Origin of the sequence: Streptomyces sp. CB02959 (genome assembly GCF_002803155.1) — a bacterium.
Taxonomy (GTDB): domain Bacteria; phylum Actinomycetota; class Actinomycetes; order Streptomycetales; family Streptomycetaceae; genus Streptomyces.
On sequence record NZ_NNBP01000064.1, the window covers coordinates 10752 to 17109 of the forward strand.

The window sequence follows — 6358 nt, forward strand, 5'->3', positions numbered from 1 at the left end:
TGGAGCCCGGAGCAGATCTCGGCCCGACTGAAGATCGACTTTCCCGAGGACAAGTCCATGCGTATCAGCCACGAGGCGATCTACCAGGCCCTCTACGTCGAGAGCCGCGGCGCTCTCAAGCGTGAGCTCGTGGCCTGCCTGCGCACGGGGCGCGCCCTGCGTGTTCCGCGCGCACGGGCCCGCAAGAAGCCGGGCGGTCATGTCACCCCGGAGGTGATGATCAGCCAGCGACCCGTCGAAGCCGCCGACCGCGCTGTTCCCGGTCACTGGGAAGGGGACTTGATCATCGGGCTGAACCGGTCGGCGATCGGCACGCTCGTCGAACGCGCGACCCGCTACACGATGTTGGTCCACCTGCCGCGGGCCGAGGGCTACGGCACGATCCCACGCACGAAGAACGGGCCCGCACTGGCCGGCTACGGTGCCGTTGCCATGAAGGACGCCCTGGCCACCACCATGGCCACCCTGCCCGGGCAACTCCGCCGATCCCTCACCTGGGACCGCGGGAAGGAGCTCTCCGCTCACGCCCAACTCACGGTCGAAACCGGACTACCGGTCTACTTCGCTGACCCGCACTCTCCCTGGCAGCGCGCCACGAACGAAAACACCAACGGACTGCTGCGCCAGTACTTCCCCAAGGGCACCGACCTGTCCCGATGGAACACCGACGAGCTAACAGCCATCGCCACCGTCCTCAACTCCCGCCCACGCAAGACCCTCGACTGGAAGACACCCGCCGAAGCCCTCGACGATCATCTACGATCAGCGCAAGCCGGTGTTGCGACGATCAGTTGAATCCGCCGAGTACACCTCACGTCTGTTCGGTGACACCTGTCGCCGCCTGGGCGTGACCCAGTCCATGGGCCGAGTCGGGTCGTGTTTCGACAACGCCGTCAGCGAGGCGTTCAACAGCGTGCTCAAGGTCGAGTACGTCCACCGGCAGCGGTTCCGCACCCGTGCTGAGGCCCGCATCAAGATCGCCACCTGGATCACTGACTGGTACAACCCCCACCGTCGGCACTCCGCATGCGACTGGCTGTCACCCATCGACTACGAGAACAGGCGCATCGTCAGAGAACAACAGCCCCAAGCCGCTTAACGAAACCCTCCACACTCAGAGGGGATGGACAGTTGAGTGTGTTGAGGTCGTCGATGCGGCGGTCGAGGCATTGCCGGGTGAGTGCGGAGAGTTCGATCTCGGCGATGTTGAGCCATGAGCCGTGTTTGGGTGTGTGGTGGATATGGCTGGCTCGAAGGCGGGGCCGCTCAGGTGGAAGCCGCCGATGAGGGCCAGCAGTCTGCTGATGCCGGTCAGCCTCACGGCGTGCCGGATGATGTTGACCACTCCGGCGTGGCCGCACCCGGTGATGATGACAAGTCCCCGGCAGCGCACGTTGATGACGAGTGCCTGGTCGTCGATGACGGTGGGGTCGTGTCGCCAGCCGTTTTCGTCCCAGGCCTGGTGTGCGTGCGGCATGCCGTGCTCGAACTCGGTGACGCGGTCCACCTCGCCGGTGATCAGGATGCCGCCTGCCAGCAGCGACGGTTGCCGGCGCTCGATCACCTCGAACCCTTCGCGTTCCAGGGCACCCCGTGACAGCGTGGGCATCTCCATACCCTGGCCGGCGGGCAGTTCCAGGCGGCGGCGGGTCCAGACCGCGGGGTGGACGGTCAGCGGCAGGCCGGAGCGCCCGCGCAGCCGGGCCAGGCCGACGAAGCCGCCCGCGTGGTCGAAGTGTCCATGGCTGAGCACGACGCCCTGCAGGCCGCCGACATCGATGCCGAGACGCTCGGCGTTCACCGCCAGCCCGTCCGGCGACGCGCCGGTGTCGAACAGCAGCGTGCTGCTCGTGTTCCCGCTTTGGACGGTGACCAGGGCGGAGAAGCCGTGCTCGGCACGCAGCCCTGCGAGGGCCTCGCCGTCGGCGAACTGGCACGCGGAGGTCCGCCCGGCGTCCATCGGGGCTCGGTTGACGCCTTCGGCAGAGGCCAGCAGGGCGTCGAAGGTGTTGTCGACCATCGTCGTGACCCTGACCTCGTCGACCTCGGGCAGCGTCACCGGGTCAACAGCCTGTCCCTCCGCGACGCAAGGCGCCGACCACGCCGCCTCGGCGGTCGAGTGCCCGTGATCGTCGCACATGCTGGAAAGCGCCTCCCCGTCGATACGACCGGTAGATCCCGGTACAAGCAGCAGGCCCACGGAGGTCGTGCCGGTCGGAGTCGCCGCAGGCGCCGCGCGGTGTCATGCGTCCACTCGCGCGGGCGGGACGACGACGTCGATGAGCCCGGTGGCAACGTCGTACACGAGCCCCGAGACGAAGACTCCGGCCCGAAGCTTCTGCTTGAGGATTCCCACGTCGACGCGGACGGCGGCGACCGGGTCGGTGACCGCCTTGGCGTCCAGGTCTGCGGCCGGGACTTCGAAGTAATCGGCCAGCAGCTCGGGGAACGCGGCCAGGTCCGTGATCCCGCAGTCGGTGTGGTGCAGGACCGCATAGTGGTTGGTGGCCGGGCCGGGGCCGCCGGTGCGGGCCTGTACGACCTTCGAGAGCATCCCCAGCGTCCGGAGTGCCGCGGGTGTGACCCGCCCTCCGACGTTGCGGATCACCGCTGCCTCGCCGAGCTTGAGCCTGAGGACGTCGGACGGGTCGACACGAGGGTCGACGCATCCGATGACCGTCAGACTGCCGCTGGGCATGAGCTTGAGGGCGGCGAATGATCCGCCGTCGGCGAAGTCGGCGTTCCGCTTGGCTAGCTCGTCCGTGTCGATCACTGTGCCGGTACCTCATCTTGCTCTGAGCCTGGCCTCTGGGTGACGCCGACGCCGACTTCCCGTTGCCGTCAATCCTGGCCCGCCGTCGCCGCCTGTGCCACTCGACCTTGCGGCAATTCGTGATCAGGCAAGGCGTGATTCGCGCCCGAATGCCTGCACTTGCACCCTGCGTGATGAGTCGATACCAGTCGTGATCGTGATGCGCCGCAGAGCCGAGGTTTCTGGGCACCGGTTATAAACGGAATTATCACTGCCCAGTACACGCTGAGTGACCGCGGTTGATGCGGCGATGCACCGAGCCCCGTGGCTTACCGCGATGAGCGTGCGCTCAGCCACTGAGCTGTTCTCAGGGGCTGAGCGCCACGTCTCTGCGGGGTCAGGGGGGACCACTTTGAATGGGCGCGGCCTTTGCCGGCAGATGGTCTCGGTGATGTGGCCGTCGGTGACGGTGAAGGCGAGGAGGAAGCGCGGGGTGTCGTCCTTGCTCCAGGTGATGACGCTGGGGCGGTCGTTGAGGGTCGCAGTATGTCCCCGTGCCGGGCTGTGAGCCACCCGCGCGCGGGTGGCGACTTCGGCGGATCCGAGCGGAGCCTTTGCGTCCGCTCGTCGCGAACCATCCGGAGGCTCGCTCAATGCGCCGGCAGGAAGGCCGGTCTGGGAGGCGTCTCGGAGTCAACGCGCGTGGTTGCGGTGGTCGTGCCCCGGGGAGCGTTGTGCCATGGCTTGGGCGCGTGCGATGACTTCGTCCTCGGACACGGCGCTGAGGTCGGCGAGTACGTCCTCCAGGGCACCCAGCCATAGTCGGTAGTAGTCGTATGGCTCGTCGTGCTCCCGCGAGGCTGTCCAGGCAGTGATCCGGGCGATCAGCGCGGTCTGGAATTCCGGCCAGCTGAAGACGCCCGCCTCGTACAGGGTGACGGCCATGCCGAAGGCGCGGCTTTCCCACGGCTCGGCGAATACCAGTTCACCGTTGGAGCGGGGAGGGGCTGCCGGGCCCTCGGTGTCCAGCGGCGTGCTCACGGTGTCGCCACCTTGGCTACGCCGACCATGGCATCCCTGGTGATGAGTGGCACGAGTTCGTCTTCCGTGAGGTGCTCGGTGCCGGGTGGACGTTCGGGCAGTACGAGCCAGCGCACCTCGCTGGTGGAGTCTCGGACGGTGATCTGCACGTCGTCGTCGAGTGTGAGTCCCATCTCGGCCAGCACCGTGCGCGGTTCCCTGACCACGCGTGCGCGGTAGGCGGGGTCCTTGTACCAGCTTGGCGGCAGGCCGAGGACCGGCCAGGGGTAGCACGAGCACAGCGTGCACACCACGACGTTGTGGGCGGTCGGCGTGTTCTCGACCACCACGATGTGCTCGCCCTGTTGTCCGGAGAAGCCGAGTTCCTTGATGGCGGCGGTGCCGTCTTCGAGTCGACGCCGCCGGTATTCGGGGTCCGTCCATGCTCTGGCGACGAGCTTGGCGCCGTTGAGTGGGCCCACGCTCGTCTCATAGCGGGTGATGATCGCGTCCATGGCCTTCGGGTCGATCAGGCCGCGCTCGGTGAGAAGTTGTTCGAGCGCCTCGGTGCGCAGTGCCACGGAAGGGCTCTCGTCGGAGCCGCCGGTGGTGGTCATGCGGTGGTCTCCAGATAGCTCTCGTAGATGTCCACGGTGACGGTGAAGGGTTCGGCGTCTGGGCCCCACAGCTCGTGCGAGTCGAACAGCACGGAGTAAACATATTGCGGGTTTTCGCCCATGAAGTGTGCATTGGTGTCCGGCAGTACGTGGGCGGGCTGGATGATCTCCACCACTCCAGCGTGCCCCCGGACATAGCCGGGCAGCCGGGTGTGTCCGGGCACGGACACGTTCCTGGCGCGGACGCGCTGGCCGACGCCGAAAGCGGGGGCGGCGTCCAGCGAACGCAGCGACCCCTCGGCCGTGGGCGCGTAGTGCAGCCGCACAGGCTCGGTGACGGGCGGCTCCGGTACGTGTTCGCCGCTCAGGTTGCGGGCCCGTGCCTCGACCGCGCCCGGCGCCAGGATGGCGCGCTCGGTGAGCATCAGCTCGCCGGCGTTGAGCCAGCGCCCGAAATAGCCGTCGTCGATGTAATGCGCTCGATCCAGGCGCTCCAGTGCGTGCCGGAAGGCGTCCGTGTTGATGCCGCCGCTTGCGGCGCGGCTGGAGATGATCGCCAGCGCGAACGCCTTGCGCTGCCAGTCCTCCGCGAAGACGGGTTCGTCACGCTGAGGTGGACGTACGGGGCCCCATCCCTGAGTGCCCCCCATGTCGGCGATTCCGTCCATGGCACGACCTCTCTTACGCATATGAAGGCGGCTATGTGAAGGTGTATTTACCGGCGTACGGTCGGAGGCGGTCGATCTCCGTTATCTCCGCGTTGTTCTTGCTCTCGCTGAGGAAATGACGGACGTGCGGCTGACGTCCGTGTTGGTCAAAGGCTGCGCGGTCGGCGTACAGCTCGAAGAACAGGCGTTGGTTGGGTGCTGCCTCGACCTCGCTGCAGGCATACACCAGGGTGCCGGCTTCATGTTCAAGGACCGCCTCAGCGGCTTGCCGGACACACGGGCCACTGGCTGGCCGAGGAGGCCCCCAGGAAGTACTCGCGGCGCTGCCCACGTTCCTCGCCCCGTACCACGATCAAGCCCGGAAACCTCAATCTCGGGCCACCGCGATGCCCGGCAGTTGACCGCCACCGACGCTCAGCCGACGAGCTGCTGGCCTCCGTCGACGTCATAGGTCGCTCCTGTGAGTGCGGTGTTGGTCATGATGTGCACGGCGAGCGCCGCCACGTCCTCGGGTACGACTACGCGGCCGATCGGCAGTGCGGCGCGCAGTTCCTCGCGGCGGGCGTCGAGTGCGTCGCTGAGCAGCCGGGCCGACAACGGTGTGTCCACGAAGCCGGCGGAAATCAGGTTCACCCGGACCGGCGCGAGCTCGAGTGCAAGACTGGCTGTGAACGCGGGCAACGCGGCGGTGACCGCGGGGGCGACACCGAGAGCAGCCCGGATCCGGCGCGCTCCCGTGCCGCCCATCAGCAGCAGCGTGCCGCCCGGGCGTACCGTGCCGGCGCAGTGGCGCGCTACCTCGAGCGCGAGCACCATGTGGTCGCTGAGCGCCCGGCGTGCCTGTTCGGCGTCCATGTCCAGAAGGCGGCCGTAGGACGGGCCACCTGCGGTGACCAGCACGTGATCGATCGGCCCTGGCAGCTGCTGGAAGAACCGCTCCAGCTGCGCCGCGTCATGGGCATCGAAAGCCGCGGTGCTGAACGCATCGGCCTCTTGGGCCGCGGTGCGCAGCCGTGCTGGGTCCCGTCCGGTCAGGACGACTGCGGCGCCCTGGTTACGGGCGAGCCGTGCGGTCGCCAGCCCGATACCTGCGCTCCCGCCGATGGCGACGAGGGTCTGCTCGTGCAGGGCCTGGTCGGGGGAGCCGTACTCCGCAGGCGGCTCAACAGTCATGAATCCTCCTGCGGTGCGGTCTTGCCGAGGTTGTCCTGAGACGCTGTTGTCGTTCCGATTTTGAGGGGTGCGTGTCGAACGGGAGTCTCGATCGAGTGATCGCCGTCGGCTGTGGGCATGAAGGCAGG

At 67.6% G+C, this 6358-nt stretch carries 8 protein-coding genes and 1 pseudogene; 2 read left to right on the forward strand and 7 right to left on the reverse strand.

All coding sequences use genetic code 11. The features are described from left to right. Window positions 1-795 (forward strand): IS30 family transposase (locus CG747_RS46135; protein WP_146022302.1); only part of this gene is annotated, 795 nt, incomplete at its 5' end. Window positions 796-847: 52 nt separating this feature from the next. Further along, window positions 848-1099, forward strand: coding sequence for an integrase core domain-containing protein (locus CG747_RS46140; RefSeq protein ID WP_146022301.1), 252 nt, complete (start codon window positions 848-850; stop codon window positions 1097-1099). Between the two features lie 531 nt (window positions 1100-1630). Here the strand turns inward: CG747_RS46140 and CG747_RS50875 are convergent. The 7 genes and pseudogenes from CG747_RS50875 to CG747_RS46180 form a co-directional block, all read right to left on the reverse strand. Continuing rightward, window positions 1631-2140, reverse strand: a pseudogene (locus CG747_RS50875) (MBL fold metallo-hydrolase); the annotation flags it as partial. Window positions 2141-2242: 102 nt separating this feature from the next. Next, complete coding sequence (locus CG747_RS46150; protein WP_100607854.1) at window positions 2243-2773, reverse strand: carbonic anhydrase; 531 nt, start codon at window positions 2771-2773, stop codon at window positions 2243-2245. 672 nt (window positions 2774-3445) lie between these two features. Next, window positions 3446-3793 (reverse strand): nitrile hydratase accessory protein, encoded by a 348-nt coding sequence (locus CG747_RS46160; protein ID WP_100607855.1) that lies wholly within the window; start codon window positions 3791-3793, stop codon window positions 3446-3448. Further along, window positions 3790-4389 (reverse strand): nitrile hydratase subunit alpha, encoded by a 600-nt coding sequence (gene nthA, locus CG747_RS46165; RefSeq protein WP_100607856.1) that lies wholly within the window; start codon window positions 4387-4389, stop codon window positions 3790-3792. The genes CG747_RS46160 and nthA overlap by 4 nt, the downstream gene beginning before the upstream one ends. Then, window positions 4386-5078, reverse strand: coding sequence for a nitrile hydratase subunit beta (gene nthB, locus CG747_RS46170; RefSeq protein ID WP_308303866.1), 693 nt, complete (start codon window positions 5076-5078; stop codon window positions 4386-4388). The genes nthA and nthB overlap by 4 nt, the downstream gene beginning before the upstream one ends. A gap of 10 nt (window positions 5079-5088) precedes the next feature. Next, window positions 5089-5388, reverse strand: coding sequence for a putative quinol monooxygenase (locus CG747_RS46175; RefSeq protein ID WP_107490360.1), 300 nt, complete (start codon window positions 5386-5388; stop codon window positions 5089-5091). A gap of 83 nt (window positions 5389-5471) precedes the next feature. Beyond that, entirely contained in the window at window positions 5472-6230 is a 759-nt protein-coding gene (locus tag CG747_RS46180) for an SDR family oxidoreductase (RefSeq protein ID WP_100607859.1), read from the reverse strand. Window positions 6231-6358 lie beyond the last annotated feature (128 nt).